This window comes from uncultured Allobosea sp., assembly GCF_945957345.1.
Taxonomy (GTDB): Bacteria; Pseudomonadota; Alphaproteobacteria; order Rhizobiales; family Beijerinckiaceae; genus Allobosea.
The window spans coordinates 15210-35762 of sequence record NZ_CAMFKW010000039.1 but is presented as its reverse complement, the minus strand read 5'-3'; the positions used below and the strand labels follow the sequence as shown (position 1 = coordinate 35762).

Sequence of the window (20553 nt, the reverse complement as noted above, 5' to 3'; positions counted from 1 at the left end):
TGCCCGACGATCGCAGCACATGCAATCCGTGTCGGAAGCTTCATGATTTGATGCTTCCGATGAGAGAGCAATGCCGAATGGCTATTCTCGGCCAGGGCGGCGCGGTCTATCTTCCCGCGATATGGCGACGCCCCGTCGATGCGCAGCCATATCTCGCAGCTGCGTCGACCATCGGGCATCCGCCTTGGGCCTATCCCTCGATAAACTTCGCCATGCGGCTCTGGTCCTGGGTTGGGCTGCTGTCGCGGCGATCATCTTCGCAACCCTGTCCCCTCTTGAACTGCGACCGCATGTCCCCGGCTTCAGGCCCGATGGCGAGCGCTTCCTGGCGTATTTGGCGGCCACTGCCTTGCTGATGCTCGCCTATCCGCAACGGCGCCTCGTCGTGCTGGGCGCCATCATCGCGATCGCGCTCGGGCTCGAATGGTTGCAGACCCTGGAAGCGACCCGCCACGGCAGACCGCACGATGCCATCGTCAAGGTGATCGGCGCGATGATCGGCGCCGGCTTTGCGCTGCTGTGCGAGCGCATTCTGCGCCGCTTCGGCTCACCCTCTTAGCGCCTCGCTTGAGGGATAGGCCTCAGCCATGGCTTGCCGGCGCGGTTTCGTCCTGTTCCCGGATGAAATCCATGTTGAGTTTGAGGCCGAGGCCCGGCAGGTCCGGCACGTGCATGTAGCCGTCGATCGGCAGCGGTGCATGGTCGAAGACCTGTGCCGTAATATCCTCGAACATCAGCAGGCGCTCGAGGAAGAGCGCGTTCGGCACCGCCGCGACCAGATGGAGATGGAGGTTCTCCATGGCATGGGGCGCGAACTTGACGTTCCAGGCCTGGGTGAGCGCTGCGCATTTCAGCATCTCGGTATAGCCGCCGGCTCGCGCACCATCGACCTGCACGATGTCGGCGGCCTCGTGCATGAGCAGGTCCCGAACGCCGAACTTGGTGTATTCGTGCTCGCCCGTCGCCAGCGGGATGTCGGTGCCGCGCTTGAAGCGCGCGAGGCCCGGGATATCGTCCGCAAAAACCGGCTCCTCGAACAGGAAGATGTCGTATTCGCGGATGCGGTTCGCGAGCTGCACCGCCGTCGCCGCGTCGAAGGAATTGTTCGCGTCGACCATCAGGTTGATGTCGGGCCCGACCGCCTCGCGGACCTTGCGGACGCGCTCCGCATCGCGGCGCGGGTTGCGTCCGCCGTCGAAGCCGACCTTGAACTTCACCGTCGTGAAACCGCGCGCGACCATGCCCTTGATCTCGTCGACAAGCTGGTCATCCGAATAGGAGGTCCAGCCGCCGCTGGCATAGACCGGCACCTTGGTCCGGTTACCGCCGAGGAGCTTGTAGACGGGCAGGTCGACGATCTTGCCCTTCAGGTCCCAGAGCGCGATGTCGACGGCGCTGAGCGCACAATACATCAGGCCCTTGCGGCCGACGCCGCGCAGGTAGTGGAAGAACTCCTGCCAGATCGCCTCGGTTTCGAGCGGGTCGCGGCCGATCAGCCTGGGCGTCATGTTGCGGTTTATCAGCTCGCAGGTCGCCTCGCCGCCGACCTCGTGATAGGTGACGCCGATGCCTTCCAGCCCCTGATCCGTCGTGATGCGGACGATCACGAAGCCGATCGTCTCGACCTTGCGCGTCGCGTCGGCGAAGCCTCCGAGGACAGGCGCCGAGACGAGATGGACGTCGATCTTCCGGATCCTGTGACGCATCGGCTTCCTCCCAGCACCCCGAATTGACATCATTATCAATAATGATATCGATATTCACATCGACCGACCTTGTCCAGCGAGGCGCCTGCCTTGATCCCGAAGCTCAGCCGCCCTTCCGATCTGGTCTACGGCATCGTCAAGCGGCGGATCATCCTGAACGAGCTGACGCCCGAGACGGTCCTGACCGAGCTCGGCCTCGCCCATGAGATCGGCTGCAGTCAGGGGCCGATCCGCGAGGCGCTGCTGCGCCTGCAGGAAGACGGCCTCGTCGTCCGCTCGGGGCGGCGGACGATCGTGACGCGGCTGACGGCCGAGGAGGCCGACGAGATGCTCGCCCTGCGCCGCCGCATCGAGACGCGCGGCGCGCTGAAGGCGGCGCTGCATGCCGATGGTCCGGCGCTCGATGACCTGCGCGGCATCCTCGCGTCCATGCTCGAAGCCGCCGCAGAGGGTGACGAGTATCGCGTCATCGAGGCCGACAAGGATTTTCACCTCGCCTTGTTCCGGCTTTCCGGGCTCGACGCCCTTGGGCAGATCCTGGCGCGCTGTATCATGCACTCGAACCGCTACAAGCTCTGGGCACCGGAGCATCGTCGCCCGCTGATCGAGACGGCGCGGCGCCATGACATTCTCTACGAGCGCCTCGCGGCTGGTGACGGCAGCGGGCTGGCCGCGGCGCTCGGGTCCCATATCGACACGATCGTCATCGAAGGCGGCGCCGAGGCGGCGGCATGAGCGCCTTCGTCCATCCGCAAATGGCCCGGATTCTCGCCGCTTTCGCGGCGGCGCCGGGCGTCGATTTCAAGACCTTGCCGATCGCGGAGGCCCGCGCCACCGCCGACGCCGGCTCCATCGCCTGGAACGAAGGCGCGCCCGATCTGCCGGCCCGCGAGATCGCGGTGCGGGTCGACGACGCTTCCCTGCGCGGGCGGCTCTATCATCCGAAGCCCGGAACCGCCCTGCCCGTCATGGTCTACGTCCATGGCGGCGGCTGGACCTTCGGCTCGGTCGATACCCATGACGGCACGATGCGGACCCTCGCGGCGGCGGCCGGCTGCGCCGTCTTCGGCTTCGACTATCGCCTCGCGCCGGAGCATCCCTATCCGATCCCGCTGGAGGATGCGCTCGGCGCCATAGACTTTGCCCTGCGAGGCGAACTCGGTCCCGATGTCGATGCGGGGCGCTGGGCACTTGCCGGAGACTCCGCGGGCGCCACGCTTGCGCTCGCGGCCATGATCCGGCGCCGTGATGCCGGGCTTGCTCTCCCCGCCACGGCAGCTCTGTTCTATGGCTGCTATGCGCCCGATTTCGACACCGTCAGCCATGCGCGGTTCGGCGAAGGCTACATCCTGACCACGGCGAACATGCGCTGGTACTGGCGCAACTATCTCGGCCCTGACTTCGATGCGCCTCCAGCGCTGGCCGCCCCGCTGAATGCCGACCTCGCTGGGCTGCCGCCGCTTTACCTGACAGTGGGTGGGCTCGACCCGCTGGCCGACGACACCGTGCGCCTGGCCGACCGCCTCGCGGCGGCCGGCGTCGCCTTCCGCTACGACCATGTCCCCGGCGTCGTCCATGGCTGCCTGCGGATGAGCCGCAAGCTCGCCCCGGCCCAGGACATGATCGAAGCCGCGGCGGCCTACATCACCGAAAGACTATAAAAACATCAGGGGAGTGAAACGCCATGGAACGCAGGACTTTCATGAAACTCGCGGGGGCGGCCGCGCTCTCCTTCGAAGCCGCCAAGCCAGCCATCGCCCAGGGCAAGGCGACCGTGCGCTGGTGGTATCATTATGACAATCCGCAGAACACGCCGGCCAGCCTCGTCGCGAAATTCGAGGCGGAGAACCCGGACATCAAGATCCAGGGCGAGCCGATCCCCTGGGGCGGCGGCACCGACTATATCAACCGCATCTTCTCGGCCCTGGTCGCCGGCAACCAGCCCGACTGTGCCATGGTGCGCCTGTCCTATCTCTCGCGCTTCGGACAGATGAAGGCGCTGGAACCGCTGGACGGATTCCTCACCAACTGGAAGGGCCGCAGCGACATTTCCGACGATGTCTGGAAGATCAACCGCTCGCCCGACGGCAAGCAGTACTACATGCCGCTGCACTATGTGGTGATCTATCTCTATTACCGGCAGGACCTGCTGCAGCAGGCCGGGCTCCAGCCGCCGAAAAGCTTCGCTGAATTCCTGACGGCCGCCCAAGCGCTGACGAAGGACGGCATCTACGGCTACGGCATGCGCGGCGGCGCCGGCTGCCACGACAATTGGGGGCCGTTCGTGCTTGGCGGCGGCGCCAGCTTCGACAAGGGCGGGATGGTCACGGATAAGGCGCTCGCCGCCAATCGCTGGTTCGTCGACCTCGCCCTGAAACACAAAGTCGTGCCGCCCTCGGCGCCGACCGACGCCTTCCGCCAAATCGTCGACGCCTTCAAGGCCGGCCGGACCGGCATGGCGATCCATCATATCGGCTCGGTTGCCGAAGTCGTCGGCGCGCTCGGCGACAAGGTCTCCGCCGTGCCGGTGCCGCGAGGGCCGGATGGCGGCGGCTGGACCTATTTCGGCGACGAATCCAACGCGATCTTCGCCGGCAGCAAGAACAAGGAAGCGGCTTTCCGCTGGATCAGCTTCCTGTCGAGCGCCGGGAACAATGCCGAGCAGGCCAAGCTCAGCGGCCAGCTGCCGATCACCATCTCGGACGCGAAAAGCTGGACCGTGCATCCCAAGCGCTTCGTCGAGGCGAGCGACGCCTCGCTGCCGATCGCAAAACCCCTCCCCGACCATGTGAAGACGCCGGATTTCGTCGGCCGCGTCCTGCCCACCAACCTGCAGAGGGCGCTGACGGGCGGGATGAACCCGGACGATCTCATGAGGGCGGTCGAACAGACCTTCTACGGCTGAGGCCGGATCGCATTGCACGACGCCGGGCCAGCCCCGGCGCCAGCCACCGATCCAAGGGACGACGCCATGAACAAGGCAACGGCGAGCGGCGCGATGCTTCGCGCGGCGACCCCATATGGTTTCCTGCTGCCGGCACTGCTGGTGACGACGCTGGTCATCCTGTTTCCGGTCCTGCAGACGGCCTGGTACAGCCTGCACGACTACGTTCTCTACGACCCCGACAATTTCCGCTTCGTCGGTCTGCGCAATTTCGCAACCGCGCTCTCCGACGAGGTCTTCTGGATCGCGCTCGCGAACTCGGCGATCTGGGTCAGCGGGATCGTGTCATTCCAGCTCCTGCTCGGCCTCGGCGCGGCGCTGCTGCTCAACCAGAGTTTCTGGTGGCGCGGCCTGGCGCGGGCTTTGGTGATCATCCCCTGGGCGCTGCCCAGCGTGATCATCGGCCTGATGTGGACCTGGATCTACGACTTCAATCTCGGCGTGTTCAACGACATCCTGCTGCGCCTCGGCCTGATCTCGGCGCCGCATCCCTGGCTCGCCCAGCCTTCCACGGCGCTCGCCTGCATCATGCTGGCGCTGGTCTGGCAGGGTTTTCCGTTCTTCACCGTCACCATCCTGGCGGGTTTGCAAACGGTGCCGCACGAGCTCTACGAGGCGGCCGAGATCGATGGTGCAAATGCATGGCGGCAGTTCCTCCATGTCACGCTGCCATCGATCGCCGGCATCGTCGCCACGGCGGTGCTGCTGCGCATCATCTGGGTCGCCAATTCGCTCGACGTCATCCTGGTCATGACCGGCGGCGGGCCGGGCTACGCCACGCATACGCTGCCGCTCTACGCCTTCCTGCGGGCCTATACCGGCATGGAATTCGGCTATGCCGCCTCGCTCTCGCTGATGCTGACCGCGATCCTGCTCGGCATCGTCTGGCTCTATGTCCGCCGGCAGGCCGAGGAGATGGAGCGATGATCCGGCGCCGCTCCTTCGCCCGCAACCTGATCCAGGTCGAAATCCCCGTCCTGCTGGTGCTCGCCTTCGCGCTCGCGCCCTTCGTCTGGATGCTGCTGACCTCGATCAAGCCGAATGCGGACCTCTCCCAGTTCCCGGTGCGCTATCTGCCAAGCAGCACGACCTTCGAGCACTATCGGACGCTGATCCAGCGCACGAGCTTCCCGGTCAACCTGCTGAACAGCCTGATCATCGCCGGCGGCGCCGTGCTGCTCGGGCTCGCGACCAGCGTGCCGGCGGCCTATTCCTTCTCGCGTTTCCGCTTCACCGGGCGGCGCACGCTGATGACGAGCTTCCTCGTCATCAACATGTTCCCGATCGTGCTGCTGATCATCCCGCTCTTTGTGCTGATGCGGACGCTCGGGCTGATCGACACCTTCCTGGGCGTCATCATCGGCCACTCGACCTTCTCGATCCCGTTCTCGATCTGGATGTTGGTCAGCTATTTCAACGCAATCCCGAAAGACCTCGACGAGGCCGCCACGATCGACGGGGCGTCGCGCCTGCAGACGATCCGGCTGGTGGTGCTGCCGCTGGTGATGCCCGGCATCGTCACCACCGCGATCTATGTCTTCATCACCTCGTGGAACGAGTACCTGTTCGCGATGATGCTCTCGGGCGAGACGGTCAGGCCGGTGACCGTCGCCCTGCAATTGTTCATCGGCGAATTCACAGTGCAGTGGGGCATCCTCACCGCGGGCGGCACGATCATCGCTTTGCCCGTCACCATCCTTTTCCTTTTTGTGCAGAAGCGCCTCGTCGGCGGCCTGACGGCAGGAGCAGTCAAATCATGACCAACGCGATCGGGGTGATCTCGATGTTCTATGCGCGCCCCTTCGGGCGCGAGCATTTCCCGACCTTCCAGCGCATGAAACAGGCCGGGGCCGATGTGGTCGAACTGCTGGTGCCGGAGCCGGGCGAACTCGATCTCGCCGAGACGAAAGCCGCCGCGGCCGATGCCGGCCTTTCGATCGTGCTGGCGGCACGGGTGAACCTGACCCGCGATCTCGCCAGCCCCGATCCGGCGGCGCATCAGGCCGGCATCGCCTATCTCGGGCAATGCATCGATATCGCCGCCGCGCTGGGCGCCGGCATCGTCGGCGGACCGCTCTATGGCGCGCCGTTGGTCTTTGCCGGCCGTGCGCCACATCCGGTCGAGCCGGCCGAGCGCCGCCGGCGGGTCGATGCGGTCGTGCGTGGCCTGACGCAGGCCGCGCGCCGCGCAGCCGACAAGGGCGTCGTCCTCGGCGTGGAGCCACTGAACCGCTTCGAGACCGACATGTGCAATACCTGCCGGCATGCGCTCGACTATGTCGAGGCCGTCGCTTCACCGGCCGTCGGCGTGATGCTCGATACCTTCCACATGAATATGGAGGAATTCGACCTCGCTGCCTCGATCCGGCTGGCAGGATCGAAGCTCGTGCACTTCCAGGCGAACGAGAACAATCGCGGCTTCGTCGGCTCGGGCCATATCGACTGGCCGGCGATCGCGCGCGCCTTGGCAGCTTGCGGCTATCAGGGCCCGATCGTGCTGGAGCCGTTCCGCCGCGACGACGAGGCGGCAGGCGTGACGCTGGCGCAATGGCGCGCACCCTCCCGGAACGAGGACGCCGAGCTCAAGGCCAGCATCGACTACCTCAAGGCGACGCTCGCCTTCGCCGACAGGCTCGCGACGACGAAGGGAATCGCGTGATGACATCCCCTCTCCGCTTAGGCTGGATCGGTTGCGGCACCCATGCGAACGAGATGCTGCTGCCGCAGGTCACCCGGCACGACGTCGTCCTGCAGGCGATCTGCGACATCTCGCCGGGGAGCCTCGCCTCGACCGGACGACGCTATGGCGTCGCGCCCGAGAACCGGATGAGCGAGTGGCGCGCGCTGCTCGCCCGCACGGATATCGATGCGGTCGGCCTCGCCATGGGCCCGCGGCAGCATCACGAGGTCGGCCTCGCGGCCATCGCTCGCGGATTACCTCTGTTCATCGAGAAACCGCCGGCGGCGACATCTCAGCAGGCGCAGGAACTGGCCGATGCCGCGAAAGCCCGTGGCGTACCGGTCGTGGTCGGTTTCATGAAGCGCTATTCCACCGCCAACCGCATCGCGGCCAACGTCATCCATGCGCCGGAGTTCGGGGAAACGGCGAGCTTCCTTGGCCAGTACATGACGGCGCCGACCTATTTTGTGGGGGATGTCGACTATACTGGCTTCTATCTGCATCACTGCGTGCACTATTTCGACCTGATCCCGCACCTGATGGGCGAGGTCGCGACGCTCAGTGCACGCCGGCACGAGCTCGAGCCTGGCAAGCTGCTCCTCCATGTCGATTTCCGCTTCCGCAATGGCGGCATCGGCACGCTCGTCATGGGCACGCACCAGTCGCGCGGCACACCGATGGAATGGTGGCAGGTGATGGGCGACCACCGTCGCGTCGAAGTCCGCAACCTGCACGAGGTCCGCTATTTCCGGGCGCCACCCTTCAAAGTCTCGCGCGCCGACGCCACCTTGGCTGAAGCAGAGGACACGCTGGTCTGGGAACCCAATTTCACGGTTGCCGCCAATGAGGACCACAAGGGCTATCACGCGATTCTCGGCGATTTCGTCCGCGCCGCCCGCGGCGAGACGCTGGACTTTCCCGATGCGGCTGCCGGTGCACGCGCGCTTGCACTCCTCGAACAGGCCATCGCGTCGGCAGAAGCCGATCGGCGCGGGTAGTCCAGACCGCGGCGACATCCGGGGGCAAGCGACTTTCCGCAGCAACCATGCTGCCGGAATTGCCTGACCAAGGCGCCGAAAGCGGCGCGGCCGGTTGCCTGGCGCCTTGCCATCGCCGCGTCAATCGCGTTCCCTCCGGTGTGGCGGCGGCAATCGGTCCGACGCTCATCGCGAGAGTTTGCCGGACCCGTGCGCATTCTGCTGGTCGAGGATAATCGGGAGCTTGCAGACTGGCTGTCGCGTCTGCTGCAGAAGAGCCGCTATGTCGTCGATTGCGTCCATGACGGGCTCGATGCCGATGCCGCTCTAGCGACGCAGAGCTATGATCTGGTCATCCTCGATCTCGGCCTGCCGGACATGACCGGGCTCGAGCTGCTGCGCCGTTTCCGGCAGCGGCGCGGATTGACGCCGGTGATCATCCTCACGGCCAACGACGCCGTGTCGAGCCGCGTCGCGGGGCTCGATGCCGGCGCCGACGACTATCTCGTCAAGCCCTTCGAGCCCGACGAGCTGGAGGCGCGGATCCGGGCGCAATTGCGCAGACGCCAGGACAGCCGCACCGCGCGCGTCAGCTTCGGTTCGCTCGCGTTGGAGACCGATGCGCGCCGCTTCACGCTCGACGATGTTCCGCTCGACCTCACCGCACGGGAATACAGCGTGCTCGAAGCCCTGCTCCTGGCCGGCGGGCGGATCGTCCCGAAGGCGAGCCTGATCGACACGGTCTTCGGCCTCGACGACGACGCCACCGACAATGCCCTGGAGATCTATGTCCATCGCGTCCGCAAGAAGCTCGCCGGTAGCGCGGTCTCGATTGGGACCTTGCGCGGCCTTGGCTATGCCCTGAGGTCGAAAGGTGAGTAGAAGCCTGCGCGCCGAGCTTCTGGCTTGGCTGCTGCTGCCATTGGCCGCCGTCGTCGCCTTCAACGGCTGGACCTTGCGACGCGACGCCACGCGGACGGCCGACCTGATCACCGACCGCACCCTGCTCGCTTCGGCGCGCGTCATCGCTGAGCAGGTCAAGGAGAGCGACGGGCGGATCGAGTCGCTGATCCCGCCCTCAGCACTGGAAATGTTCGCCTCGCCCGACCGTGAGAAGGTGATCTACCGCGTGCTCTCGCCGTCCGGGGAGCTGATCGCCGGCTTTCCGGACGTGGTCGAGCCGCCAAAGCCGCCGCAGGGGCTGGAGCCTGCCTATTACGAGGGCCAGTTCCGCACGGAGCCCGTGCGCGCGGTCGCGCTGGCACAGCCCGTCATCTCGAAAGTCGAGGGTGGCAACGCACTCGTCATCGTCGCGACGACTCTCCATGGCCGCGACCGGCTTGTCGGCGAGATCTGGCAGAACTCGCTGCGCGACCAGCTCGTGCTGGTCGGCATCGCGGCGTTGCTGGCCCTGCTGGGCTTGAGGCGCGGCCTTGCTCCCCTGCTCCGGCTGCGCGACGAGTTGCGCAACCGCGACCCCGAATCCTTGGCCGCATTGGACCGCAAGCATGTGCAGGGCGAGATCAGGCCGGTCATCGATGCGCTCAACCACGCGCTCGAACGGGTCCGCGCCTATATCCTCCTGCAAAGGCGCTTCGTCGCCGACGCATCGCACCAATTGCGCACGCCATTGGCCGTGCTGAAGACGCAGATCGCCATGGCGCGGCGCGACGACGATCCCCGGCTGCGGCATGAGGCGCTTTCGGCTATCGAGGGCGGCATCGACAATATGGGCCGGCTCGTGAACCAGCTCTTGACGCTGGCGCGGGCGGAGCCGGGCGGCGCAGCCCTGCGGAAGGAACCGCTGGATTTCGGTGTGATCGCCCGCGACGTGCTGGAAGGCCTCGGCGTCATCGCCTTCGACCGGGAGATCGACCTCTCTTTCGAGGCTCCCGATGCGCCGGTGCCGATCCACGGCCACGTCACCCTGCTGCGCGAGCTGATGAGCAATCTTGTCGAGAACGCCCTGCGCCATATCCCGGAGGGCGGCAGCGTCGCCGTGAGATTGACCGCGTCGGACCGCGGCATCCTGCTCGTCGTCGAGGATAACGGGCCGGGGATTCAGGAGGCGGATCGCAACCGGGTGTTCGAGCGCTTCCATCGCCTCGCGCCGGCGACCGTCGAGGGCACCGGGCTGGGGCTCGCGATCGTGAAGGAGATCGTCGCGGCCCATGACGGGACCATCGCGCTCATGGAAACGCAGCCCCCGCCGGGGCTGCGCGTCGAGGTCAGGTTACCGGCAGCAACTGGAGAGACGCCGCCGGCCTGAGGCTGCGATCGCTACGCCTCGTTCCGAGACGTAGCGATCGATCTTTTGTTTTGCCGCATTTTCTTTACGCGAACCGGTTCCCACTTCGCTCGAAAATGGTTCAATGCTGGTCCTGCAGCGGTGCCGGGCGCCAGGTCGCGAGCCGGCCTTCGACCCAGGTCATCAGGTATTCGGCCGCCAGCGCCACGATCATGATCACCACGATCGCCGCATACATCCCGGCCGAGTCGAAGGTGCCCTTGGCGATGTTGATCAGCAGGCCGATGCCGTGGCGCGAGCCGACGAACTCGCCGACGATGGCGCCGATGATCGCGAAGCCGAAGCTGACATGCAGGGAGGCGAAGATCCAGCTCATCGCGGACGGAATGACCACCGAGCGGGTAAGCTGCCAGCCGCGCGCACCGAGGATCTGCGCATTGGCCATCAGGTTCCGGTCAGCCTCGCGCACGCCCTGGAAGGCGTTCGCGAAGACGACGAAGAACACCATGATGAAAGCCAGCGCCACCTTGGAGCCGATGCCGAGGCCGAAGATCATGATGAAGATCGGTGCCAGCACGACGCGCGGGATCGAGTTGAACACCTTGATGTAGATCGAGAAGATGTCCGCCAGCATCTGGTTGCGGCCGAGTGCTATACCGACGACGACGCCGGTGATGGACCCGATGGCGAAGCCGAGCACGGCCTCTTCCATGGTCACATAGAGATGCAGCCACAGCGAGCCTTCGGAGGTTCCCTCGATCGTCCATTCGACGAGCCGGTTCCAGATCGCGCTGGGACTGGAGAAGAAGAATTCGTCGATGATGCCGAAGCGAGAACCAAGCTCCCAGCTGCCGAGGATGGCGATCAGGATGGCCCAGCGCCAGAACAGCACCTTGTAGCGGCGGTTGCGGGCGGCCTTGGCGGCGGCGGCCTCGATCTCGGCATCGGACGTGCCGGGCGCGAAGACGGTCGGGGTGGTGAGAACTGCGTCGGTCATGGCGTTCTCCTCAGGCTGCGCGGGCTTCGTCGCGGCCGCTGCCGCGCTCGACCTCGGCGCGCAGGTCGTCCCAGATGCGGCGGGAAAGCGCGATGAAGTCTTCCTGGTAGCGGATCTCGCTGACAACGCGCGGGCGCGGCAGCTCGACGGGATAGACCGCCCTCACGGTGGCCGGCCCCGCGGTGAGCACATAGACCTTATCGGCCAGCGCGATCGCCTCTTCGAGATCGTGCGTCACGAAGATCACCGAGGCCTTGGCCTCCGACCAGAGATTGAGCAGCACCTCGTGCATCACCACGCGTGTCTGCACGTCGAGCGCCGAGAAGGGCTCGTCCATCAGCAGCACCTGCGGCTCGTTGATGAAGGTCTGCGCCAGCGAGACGCGCTTCCTCATACCGCCCGAGAGCTGATGCGGATATTTGGTTTCGTGCCCGCTGAGATGCACGCGGGCGAGCCATTCGCGCGCCTTGGCATAGGCCTCGTCGCGCGGCTTGCCGCGGAAGAGCGGGCCGGCGACGACATTGTCGATGACGCTGCGCCAGGGGAACAGCGCATCCGTCTGGAAGGCGAAGCCGATGCGCGGGTCGATATCGGTGACCGGCTGGCCGAAGAGCCGGACCTCGCCGCTCGACGGTCGGGCCAGGCCGGTGACGAGGTTGAGCGTCGTCGACTTGCCGCAGCCCGTCGGGCCGACGACGGCGACGAACTCGCCGCGCGCCACGCTCATGTTGAAGTCCCGGATCGCCGTCATCGACTTGCCGTCGGGCGTGATGAAGCGGCGCGAGACGTTGATCAGTTCGACGACCGGGCCGCCGGCCGCGTCGGTTGCAGGCATGGGACCTCCTTCGCCGCGATGGCGGCGGGACGGATGGACGATCAATGAAAAGCAGGAAGAGAGGCGGCCGGGCTGACCGGCCGCCTCGGCGCGGCTTACTTCGCCGCCTTCACGAACTCGGTCGTGTAGGTCTTCGACAGGTCGATCTGCTTGCCCTTGATGTTCTTCGAGAAGCCGGAGAGCACGGCGAGCACCGTCTCGGGGCCGCCCTGCGGCATCACGCCATCGGCGGTGAACATCGCCTTGCCGTCGGCAAGCGCCTTCACATAGCCGTCCTTGTCGCCGACATAATAGTCCTTCGGCATCTGTTCGGCGATTTCCGCAGCGCTATGGGTGTTGATGTATTTCAGCGTCTTGACGAAGGCGTTCGCGAGCTTCTGCACCGTCGGCTTGTTCTTCTCGACCCAGGCGGTGGTCATGTAGAGCGAGGCGGCCGGATAGGTGCCGCCGAGCGCAGCCTTGGTCTGCTCGACCGTCCGCATATCGACGAGAACCCGCGCCTCGCCGGTCTTCAGCAGCCGCGAGATCGTCGGCTCGGTGGTCATGCCGGCCTGGATCTTGTCCTGCTGCATGGCGGCGATGAAGGTGGCACCGGCGCCGACGGGCACCGAGGTGAAATCGCTGAGCTGCACGCCCGACTTCATCATCAGGTACTGGCTCAGGAAATTGGTGGAGGAGCCGAGCCCGGTCACGCCGAGATTCTTGCCCTTGAGATCGGCCATCGACTTCACGTCGGGATATTTGCTCGAGACGAGTTCGACCTCGCCCGGCGCCTGGCTGAACTGGACGATCGACTGGACGAACTTGCCCTTGGCTTGCAGGTCGACGCAGTGGTCATAGAAACCGACCACGCCCTGCACCGCGCCGGCGAGCATCTCGTTCTCGGCGTCGACGCCGGCTGCCTCGTTGAGCAGCTCGACATCGAGCCCCTCGTCCTTGAAGTAGCCCAGCCGCTCGGTGAGCTTGGCCGGCAGGTAGATCTGCTTCTCGTAGCCACCGACGATGATGGTGACCTTGTCGGCGGCAAGCGCGGCGGTCGAGCCGGCGAGCGCCGAGGCGAAGGCAAGCGAATAGATGGCGGCACGGATGCGCATGGGCAGGCTCCTTGGTTTCACGTCCTCTCGCCGGGGTACCGCTCTCTGGGGCGGTTTGACGGCAATGATCCTGCCCTAGCCCGCCAAGCTTTCGCCAACCTTTCGATCTGGCTGCGCGCACATCCCTCGCGTCCAAATGAAGAGCCGTCCCAAAGGTTCGCAAGCCTGTGGCAGCAGTGAATCAAGAATGCTGCCAGCCGCTCTCCAACGCCCTCGTCAACCCGAGGCCGACAGTTGCCTGTTCCCCCCTCGTCATCCCTGGACACGCTCAGCCCCGGCAGGTCATGATTTCGACAGGTTTCATTCAATCCCCGTTCAGGCTGGAAGGCAGAGCCTGCTGTGAGATGGCCGTTTTGCGGGAGGTTTCCATGACGCTCTGGCGTATCGTCTGTGGCCTTGTCCTCGCGGCCGCCCTGCTGGGCGGCCAACCCGCTCAGGCGCAATCCTCCGAGAAGCGAATCGCGCTCGTCATCGGCAACGGCGCTTATCCGGAGGGAGCCCTGGCGACGCCGGCGAACGATGCCGGCCTGATCGCGCAGACGCTGCAGGCCGCCGGCTTCGACGTCACCGGCGCGCGCGATCTCGACACCGCGACGCTGCGCTCCACTTTCCGCGAATTCCTCGACAAAGCCGCCGCTTCCGGGCCTGAAACGGTCGCCTTCGTCTATTATGCCGGGCACGGGCTGCAATTCGAAGGCGAGAACTATCTCGTCCCGGTCGATGCCCGCATCGCGCGCGACGCCGACGTGCCGCTGGCGGCCATCCGCCTGACCGATCTCGTCAAGCCACTGGCGACCCTGCCGCTCAAGGCGCGGATCGTCGTGCTCGACGCGGCGCGCGCCAACCCCTTCGCCCGCACGGGTCAGCCGCTCGCCGGCGGCCTCGCGCTGATGCAGCCCGATCCGGGGGCGCTGATCGCCTTCAATGCCGCGCCCGGTACGATCGCGCCGGAAGGCAAGGACTATAGCGCCTATGCCACGGCTTTGTCGGAGATGATCAAGGAGGGCGGCCTGCCGCTCGACGACCTGTTCGAGCGCGTCCGGCTGCGCACCAGCGAACTGACCGGCGGCGCCGAGATTCCCTGGCAGGCGTCGAAGGTCCAGGCGCCCTTCCTGTTCTTCGAGCGCACGAACGCCGCCCCGCCGGCGCAGAACCATTTCGTCGACCTGCGCGACAAGCCCATCCGCGATTTCGACGCGCGCGACGCCTATCTCGCCGCGCTCGCCCGCGACAGCATGCGCGGCTACGAGGACTTCCTCGCCGCCTACCCAAGCGATCCGCTGGCGAAGCGCGTCCGCGCGATCCTGGCCGCCCGGCGCGAAGCCATCGTCTGGCGCGAAAGCGCCGTCGCGGATACCCCGGACGCCTACTGGTCCTATCTGCGGCGCTATCCGCGCGGTCCCCATGCCGGCGATGCGCACCGCAGGCTGACGCATTTCGCCGTCGCCTTCGAGCCCCCGGCCGCCTTCACCGCGCTTTCCTACGACGTGCCGCCGCCGCCGCCCGACGAGATCGTCTATATCGAGCGCCCCGTCGTCTATTTTGCCGACCCGGTCTATGATCTCCCGCCACCGCCGCCGGTGCCCGTCCTGTTCCTGCCGCCGCGGCCGGTCTACTATGTCGACCTGCCGCCGCCGCCTCCGCCGATCGCCGCCTTCGTGCTGCCGATCCCGATCTATCACCCGGTCCCGCTCTGGGTGGAGCGCCCGGCCTATGTCGCTCCGCCCCCGGTCAACATCATAAACGCCAACATCCACAACACCGTGGTGGTGAACCCGGCCGCGCAGACCGTGGTGGTGACGAACCCGCAAGGTCGGCCCGAGCCGCCCCTGCCGCCGGTGCTGATGGGCAATCCTCAGGCTCCGATTGCCCCCGTTCCGCAGCCTGGCCAATCGGGTATCGTGGCCGGCGCCCAGCAATTGATCCAGCAGCATCCGGCCGCCGCCGCGGCGATCGCGGCAACCGCAGCCGCCTTGCCGGCCGCGGCCGTCCTGCGGGCCCGGCAGCAGCAGGCGCGGCCGCAAGGGGCCTCGGCACCGGCGCTTCAGCCCGGCCAGCAACCGGCGCTGCCGGCCGCCCCCGGCCAGCTGCGCCCCGGGCAGTTGCCGCAACCCAACCAGCCGATAGCGGGACGCGGTCCTGTCGCTCCCGTCCCGACCGGCGTGAAGCCCCTGCCGACGCCAGGAGCCCTGCCGGCTACTCCGGCGCAGCGCCTGGCCACACCACCCGGCGCCGCCCAGCCGAACCGCCCGGTGCCGCCGCCAGTCGTGGCCGGCCCGCGCGTGGCGCCTCAGGCTCCCCAGGGAGCGGCCACGGCGCAGCGAGCTGCCCAGCAGCGTGCGCAGCAGGCCGGCGCGCTTCAAGCACAACAGCAGCGCGCGTCCCAGGCGGCCCAGCAGCGCGCGGCGCAGGCCCAAGCCGCGCAGCAGCGGCAGTCTCAGCAGCGTGCGATGCAAGCCCAGCAGCAGGCTCAGCAGAGAGCAGCCATGCAGGCTCAGGCCCAGCAGCAACGGCAGGCGCAGCAGCGCGCGATGCAAGCTCAGCAGCAGAATCAACAAAGAGCGGCCATGCAGGCTCAGCAGCAGCGCGCGGCGCAGGCACAGCAACGCGCCGCTATGCAGGCCCAGCAGCGCAGCCAGATGATGGCCCGCCCCCATGCTGCGCCCCAGCCATCGCGCGGCCCGCAACCGCAGCACCGGCCTTGCCAGCCCGGCCAGCCGTTCTGCCGCTGAGGGCAGACAACAGGCGGATTGCCGGCCATCCTTGGTCACCCGATGGCGTGCGCTGAACCGCACGCCATCGTCCAGGTTGTCGATGGAAACGCGAAGCACCCCTTCGCGACGTGAGCCTGCAAAGCGCAACCGGTTGCGCGTTTCCCAGGTGCGGCGGTCTTCGCTCCCGCCGCGAAATCCAGCGCCTCTCGCTAGCCAGCCATTTTTTTCGAACCGATCGTGCCGCAACGGCACCGTGCGCGTTTTTAGAGTGAGCCGCCCACGCGCGCGAGTGGCCAGCGGCTGTCGTGACGTGTCGAAAAACGAGGCTGGGCATGCACCAACCCCTTCTCAAACAGCCCTCCGTCCTGTTGGGGTCGGCTTCCTCCGGGGGCACGATCGCGGCGATGCGCCACCTCGCCGGCCACGGCGTCGGCGTCAACCTCATCGTCGATCATCCCTTTTGCCCGGCCGGCTGGTCGCGCTGCACGGGGCGGCGCCATCCGGGGCCGGTCGAAAGCGACAGCGAGCGCTATCTCGACCGGTTGCTCGACATCGGAAAGTCCGATCCCGGACAGGTGCTGCTGCCGACATCCGACGAGCTGGTCTGGCTCTACACCACCAACGCGCCGCTCCTCGCGCGCTATTTCCGGCTGTATCAGCCGCCGGTCGACACCATCAGGCGCACCCTCGACAAGGCACTGCTCGAACAGGCCGCAATCAGCGCCGGGGTCGCGGTCCTGCCGAGCTGGGATCCCCAGAACCTGGACGAGCTCGCCGAGCTGGCGCCGCAGCTTCCCTATCCGGTCCTGATCAAGCCACGCACCCATGTCCACCGCCTGCGCAACGACAAGGGCATGGTCGTGCATTCGGCAGACGAGCTCGCGGCGGAGTATCCGCGCTTCCTCGCCCGCGAACGCTACCGCTTCGACGAGATGCCGCGCGCCCCCGATGCGGTGCGGCCGGTGATCCAGAAATTCGTCGAGATCGGGCGCGAGGGCGTGGTCTCCATCTCGGGCTTCATCGGACGTAGCGCCGACGTGTTCGTGACCCGACGCTCGACCAAGATCCTCCAACGCTCGCGACCCGTGGGTGTCGGCGTATGCTACGAGTCGCGCCCGGCCGATCCCGCACTATCTCTGGCGGTCCATCACCTGTGCCGCGAGCTCGGCTATTTCGGGCTGTTCGAGGTCGAGTTCATCCTGCATGACGGCGCCTGGACGGTGATCGACTTCAATCCGCGCCTGTTCAATCAGATCGGCCTCGATCTGCGCCGCGGCGTACCCTTGCCGATGCTGGCCTATCTCGACGCGCTCGGCGAAGCTGATGCCCTGCGAAGGCTCGCAGCCGAGGCGCAGGACGAGAACCCGGCCGAGAAGGTGGTTTTCTGCGACAGTTTCACGCTCCACGCGATCCTTCTGGCACAGACGCTCTGCATGCGGACACGCCTCCAGGATCTGGCGTATTGGCACAGCTGGGCCAAGCAGAACCGCGCGCATATGGTCCGTTTCGCGTTCGATCGCGGCGATCCGATGCCGGGCATCATCCATGTCCTGTCGGAGCTCTATCTCGGCTTCCGGGCGGCGCCGCGCTTCGTGCGGACCATGCTGCCGTCCTCTCCCTTGGTCGCGCGCGGGCTGTGACGATGAGCAAGCAACTCGTGGCGATCATCGGCGGCGGCCCTTACGGGCTCTCGCTGGCAAGCCATCTCGCGGCCCGGAATGTCCCACACCGGATTTTCGGCCAGCCCATGGCTTTCTGGAGCCAGATCGCCCGTGCCGGATCCCGGCGCTATCTCAAGTCCTATTGCTTCGGGACGAATATCTCCGCGCCCGACCCAGGCTCGACCTTCGCCGACTATAACGAGCCGCGCGGCCTCGAGACGTTCGAGCCGTGCTCCATCGCGAATTTCGCTGCCTACGGCCTCTGGTTCCAGGAACGGCATGTCGAACGGATCGAGCCCGTCGACGTCGCGAACGTCTCCCGGCGCGGAGAAGGCTACCTCCTGACGCTCGGCAATGGCGAGGAGGTCGAGGCGTCGGATGTCATCGTCGCCACGGGGCTGGCGAATTTCGCCAGGATGCCGCACGCCCTGCGGGCCCTGCCCGGTGCAGCCGCCACGCATACCGCCAAGGTCGACAGTTTCGCCGCCTTCCAGGGCCTCGAGGTCGCGGTCGTCGGCTCCGGCCAGTCCGCGCTCGAAGCCGCCGCCCTGCTCCATGAAGCCGGCGCATCGCCACGCCTGCTGATCCGCAAGCCCTCTACCTTGTGGATGACACGCGGCAGCCGCACGCCGACGCTCTGGCAGCGGATCCGCTGGCCGGTCTCCGCGCTGGGCGGCAGCCCCAAGGCCTGGGCCCTGACGCAAATGCCCGGCGCGTTTCACCGGTTGCCGGCCTGCGGACGAGCGCTCTTCCTCAAGAACTTTCTGCCGCCAGAGGGCGCATGGTGGCTCCGCGAGCGTGTCGAAGCGCAGGTCCCGGTCGAGCACGATACGATGATCGTCGAAGCCCGGGAGAGCGGCAACCGCGTCTCGCTGCACTTGCGGCAAGGTGACGACGGCCGGGAGCGCGAGCTGCTCGTCGATCATGTGGTCGCCGGCACGGGCTACGAGGTGAATGTCGGGCGCCTGCCGTTCCTGGCCCCGGAGCTGCGCAACGCGATTGCCCGGCACGGAGCCGCGCCACGGCTCGATGCGTCCTTCCAGTCCTCCGCGCCGGGCCTGCGCTTCGCCGGCCCGGCTTCGTCGATCAGCTTCGGCCCGGTCTTCCGCTTCGTCGCCGGTGCGGATTACACCGCGCGCACGATCGCGGCGGCCCTGACCCGAACCGCCATGGCCCACGCATGAACGCGGCGCAGCTGCCGCTCGTCGTCCTGCCGGGCGCGCGCGGCCACGCGCCGGATTGCACGCCGTTCTGCGCCGCGCCATCCGACCTGGATCGCGTGGTCATCCTGCACTATCCGGCCTGGCGAGCCCAGCTTGAGGGGGAGCTCACCGCAGAGGCCCTGGCCGAAGCCCTCGTGGCGGAGATCCTGGGCCGCGTCCCGCCCGATCCCGTCGTGCTGCTCGGCGTTTCGATCGGCGGCCATTTCGCCTATGCCGCCGCGCTGCGCCTGGAGAGCCTCGGCCATCCTGTCGCAGGCCTTTGCCTCATCGATTCCGGGACGATCACCGCGGCACGATCGGCTGGCTGGAAGGCCCGCCTCGCCTCGCACGCGGCCGACCTTCTCCGACGCGGGCGGCCCGGCGCGCTTGCGCTCCATGCCCGCCGGCTCGCCTGGCGCGGCCTGTTTCGACTCGCCGGCGACGACCTGCCCAGCTTCGCTCGGCGCCATATCGCGGCGCTTGAACGGCTCAGCCGGATCGACCCCGCCTTCGCAGAGGAACTCGGCATGCGGCTCCTGATCCGCATCACGGCCGCGTGGATGCCGAGCCTCGAAAGCCACACTGCGCGCCTCAACGCGCCTGCCGCCTTGCTGCGCACCGAGGCAAGCGCGGCGAATGACGACCTCTGGCGCAAGCGCTGCCCCGAACTGCGCATCATCGACCTTCCCGGCAACCACGAAACCCTGTTCGAAGCCGAGAATGCCCCCGCACTGCACGCGGCCTTTCTGGCAGCTGCGGCGGCGTGGAGCCGACCCGATCCATGGCCAGCCGCACGCCGGGCGCAAGGCGGATAGGGATCGCCCGGCATCGCGACCGCCTCATCATCGACCGATGAGCGGATGCCTCCCGCTCAGACCGTCAAGCCGGCGCCGCGCCGTCGGCTCACGGCCGCTTGAGGCTGGTGGCGACGCCCGTCGACATCGCGGTTGCGCCCGATACGTAGTAGAACGTTCCGAACGGCGACTGACGCGACAGCTCCGCCCCGGCGGGCACGCCCATCTCGGAATAGACCGAGGCCATCAGAGCGGTGCCTTTCGGCGAGCGCGCCTGATGGAAGCCCAGGCCGCTCTGCCCTTTGCTCCTGACGCCTTCGACGATCCGGTCGCCGCCGGCATAGATGCGCTGTGCGCCTGCGACGAAGAGCAGGGTGCAAGCACTGCCGCAGATGTTTCCCGAGGCATTCACGATCGTGGTTGCGCCGGTCGCCTTGATGTTCCTGGCCATGGCGACGGCGGCGGGAAGCCCGCCCTCGCCGGCTCCGTTGCTCGACAGCGTGACCGTGCGATAGCTGCCCTGCGGAGCGACCTTTTCGAACTCCAGATCATCACCCGGCCCGATGCTGCCGCGCACCGTGACAGCGGTCCCGCTTCTGGTCACCTGCGCGGCATGGGAGCCGGCGCTTGCCAACAGCAGGGGGAGGATAACGGCCAGGCCAGGAATGACGCGCTTCATGGAAATCCCCCGATCGGTCGGC

General features: G+C 66.9%; 19 protein-coding genes. 14 read left to right on the top strand and 5 right to left on the bottom strand.

The genetic code is table 11. The features are described from left to right. Nucleotides 1–349 precede the first annotated feature (349 nt). A complete protein-coding gene (locus Q0Q36_RS18185; RefSeq protein WP_293800070.1) occupies nt 350–559 on the top strand; it encodes a hypothetical protein in 210 nt (69 codons plus the stop codon). A gap of 22 nt (nt 560–581) precedes the next feature. On the opposite strand, the gene Q0Q36_RS18180 is transcribed toward Q0Q36_RS18185, so the two are convergent. Further along, nucleotides 582–1706 (bottom strand): mandelate racemase/muconate lactonizing enzyme family protein, encoded by a 1125-nt coding sequence (locus tag Q0Q36_RS18180; RefSeq protein WP_293800068.1) that lies wholly within the window; start codon nt 1704–1706, stop codon nt 582–584. Between the two features lie 90 nt (nt 1707–1796). Between Q0Q36_RS18180 and Q0Q36_RS18175 the strand changes: the two genes are divergently transcribed. The 9 genes from Q0Q36_RS18175 to Q0Q36_RS18135 all read left to right on the top strand — a co-directional run bounded on the left by Q0Q36_RS18175 (nt 1797) and on the right by Q0Q36_RS18135 (nt 10576). Then, a complete protein-coding gene (locus Q0Q36_RS18175) occupies nt 1797–2441 on the top strand; it encodes a GntR family transcriptional regulator (RefSeq protein WP_293800066.1) in 645 nt (214 codons plus the stop codon). After that, on the top strand, nt 2438–3367 hold the full coding sequence (locus tag Q0Q36_RS18170) for an alpha/beta hydrolase (protein WP_293800064.1): 930 nt from the start codon (nt 2438–2440) through the stop codon (nt 3365–3367). The genes Q0Q36_RS18175 and Q0Q36_RS18170 overlap by 4 nt, the downstream gene beginning before the upstream one ends. A gap of 23 nt (nt 3368–3390) precedes the next feature. Beyond that, nucleotides 3391–4611, top strand: a complete 1221-nt coding sequence (locus tag Q0Q36_RS18165; protein WP_293800062.1) for a sugar ABC transporter substrate-binding protein — start codon at nt 3391–3393, stop codon at nt 4609–4611. 66 nt (nt 4612–4677) lie between these two features. After that, nucleotides 4678–5577 carry a carbohydrate ABC transporter permease gene (locus tag Q0Q36_RS18160; RefSeq protein WP_293800060.1) on the top strand — a complete coding sequence of 300 codons (900 nt, stop codon included), beginning with the start codon at nt 4678–4680 and terminating at the stop codon, nt 5575–5577. Next, nucleotides 5574–6410, top strand: a complete 837-nt coding sequence (locus Q0Q36_RS18155) for a carbohydrate ABC transporter permease (RefSeq protein ID WP_293800058.1) — start codon at nt 5574–5576, stop codon at nt 6408–6410. Before Q0Q36_RS18160 ends, Q0Q36_RS18155 begins: the two co-directional genes overlap by 4 nt. Beyond that, nucleotides 6407–7309, top strand: a complete 903-nt coding sequence (locus Q0Q36_RS18150) for a sugar phosphate isomerase/epimerase (protein ID WP_293800056.1) — start codon at nt 6407–6409, stop codon at nt 7307–7309. Before Q0Q36_RS18155 ends, Q0Q36_RS18150 begins: the two co-directional genes overlap by 4 nt. Further along, nucleotides 7309–8328 carry a Gfo/Idh/MocA family oxidoreductase gene (locus tag Q0Q36_RS18145; RefSeq protein ID WP_293800054.1) on the top strand — a complete coding sequence of 340 codons (1020 nt, stop codon included), beginning with the start codon at nt 7309–7311 and terminating at the stop codon, nt 8326–8328. Before Q0Q36_RS18150 ends, Q0Q36_RS18145 begins: the two co-directional genes overlap by 1 nt. Before the next feature lie 189 nt (nt 8329–8517). After that, complete coding sequence (locus Q0Q36_RS18140) at nt 8518–9189, top strand: response regulator (protein ID WP_293800053.1); 672 nt, start codon at nt 8518–8520, stop codon at nt 9187–9189. Then, entirely contained in the window at nt 9182–10576 is a 1395-nt protein-coding gene (locus Q0Q36_RS18135) for a sensor histidine kinase (protein ID WP_293800051.1), read from the top strand. Before Q0Q36_RS18140 ends, Q0Q36_RS18135 begins: the two co-directional genes overlap by 8 nt. A 100-nt stretch (nt 10577–10676) precedes the next feature. Here Q0Q36_RS18135 and Q0Q36_RS18130 read toward each other — a convergent pair whose 3' ends face one another. From Q0Q36_RS18130 to Q0Q36_RS18120, 3 genes are all read right to left on the bottom strand, one after another. Then, nucleotides 10677–11552, bottom strand: coding sequence for an ABC transporter permease (locus tag Q0Q36_RS18130; protein WP_293800049.1), 876 nt, complete (start codon nt 11550–11552; stop codon nt 10677–10679). Between the two features lie 10 nt (nt 11553–11562). Next, nucleotides 11563–12387, bottom strand: a complete 825-nt coding sequence (locus Q0Q36_RS18125) for an ABC transporter ATP-binding protein (RefSeq protein ID WP_293800047.1) — start codon at nt 12385–12387, stop codon at nt 11563–11565. A 95-nt stretch (nt 12388–12482) separates the two neighbouring features. Further along, nucleotides 12483–13481, bottom strand: a complete 999-nt coding sequence (locus tag Q0Q36_RS18120; RefSeq protein ID WP_293800045.1) for an ABC transporter substrate-binding protein — start codon at nt 13479–13481, stop codon at nt 12483–12485. A gap of 368 nt (nt 13482–13849) precedes the next feature. Here Q0Q36_RS18120 and Q0Q36_RS18115 point away from each other — a divergent pair, with 368 nt between their 5' ends. The 4 genes from Q0Q36_RS18115 to Q0Q36_RS18100 all read left to right on the top strand — a co-directional run bounded on the left by Q0Q36_RS18115 (nt 13850) and on the right by Q0Q36_RS18100 (nt 19873). Beyond that, the gene (locus Q0Q36_RS18115) at nt 13850–16213 is read left to right on the top strand and encodes a caspase family protein (RefSeq protein ID WP_293800043.1); all 2364 of its coding nucleotides are present in this window, start codon (nt 13850–13852) and stop codon (nt 16211–16213) included. A gap of 314 nt (nt 16214–16527) precedes the next feature. Beyond that, nucleotides 16528–17835: an ATP-grasp domain-containing protein gene (locus Q0Q36_RS18110; RefSeq protein ID WP_293800041.1), complete on the top strand. Its 1308-nt coding sequence runs from the start codon at nt 16528–16530 to the stop codon at nt 17833–17835. 2 nt (nt 17836–17837) lie between these two features. Continuing rightward, nucleotides 17838–19040: an NAD(P)-binding domain-containing protein gene (locus Q0Q36_RS18105; RefSeq protein ID WP_293800040.1), complete on the top strand. Its 1203-nt coding sequence runs from the start codon at nt 17838–17840 to the stop codon at nt 19038–19040. Continuing rightward, nucleotides 19037–19873 (top strand): thioesterase domain-containing protein, encoded by an 837-nt coding sequence (locus Q0Q36_RS18100; RefSeq protein WP_293800038.1) that lies wholly within the window; start codon nt 19037–19039, stop codon nt 19871–19873. The genes Q0Q36_RS18105 and Q0Q36_RS18100 overlap by 4 nt, the downstream gene beginning before the upstream one ends. Nucleotides 19874–19961: 88 nt before the next feature. Here Q0Q36_RS18100 and Q0Q36_RS18095 read toward each other — a convergent pair whose 3' ends face one another. After that, complete coding sequence (locus Q0Q36_RS18095) at nt 19962–20531, bottom strand: hypothetical protein (protein WP_293800036.1); 570 nt, start codon at nt 20529–20531, stop codon at nt 19962–19964. Between the last annotated feature and the right edge of the window lie 22 nt (nt 20532–20553).